Raw genomic sequence first — 278 nt, forward strand, 5'->3', positions numbered from 1 at the left:
GTTGCGGTAATTCCCAGCTCGTCTCTCGCATGTGCACCGAGCGCGTCCTTGGCCATCAGTTCACGCGACACCAAATGGGCAGTCGCATCGTCGACGCCACGCTCACGGTATATTTGCGCAAGTTCCTCTCCTTCACCGACGATATCCGCCTTGAGCTCGGCGCGTTCGCGAGAAAGATCGGCTTGTTCGGTGTCATGTTGGGAGCTCACCGAGACATATTCACCTGCTGCCATCGACATTGCGCCCGCCACAAGCGCAGCGACGGCCGCGATCAGGGT

1 protein-coding gene is annotated in these 278 nt (G+C 59.7%); it reads right to left on the reverse strand.

Translation table 11 applies throughout. The features are described from left to right. A partial coding sequence (locus tag QN347_RS19805; protein WP_323494396.1) for a VIT1/CCC1 transporter family protein occupies positions 1–278 on the reverse strand: 278 nt, incomplete at both ends.

It is taken from the genome of Sphingomonas sp. 10B4 (genome assembly GCF_035019905.1).
Lineage (GTDB): Bacteria > Pseudomonadota > Alphaproteobacteria > Sphingomonadales > Sphingomonadaceae > Sphingomonas > Sphingomonas glacialis.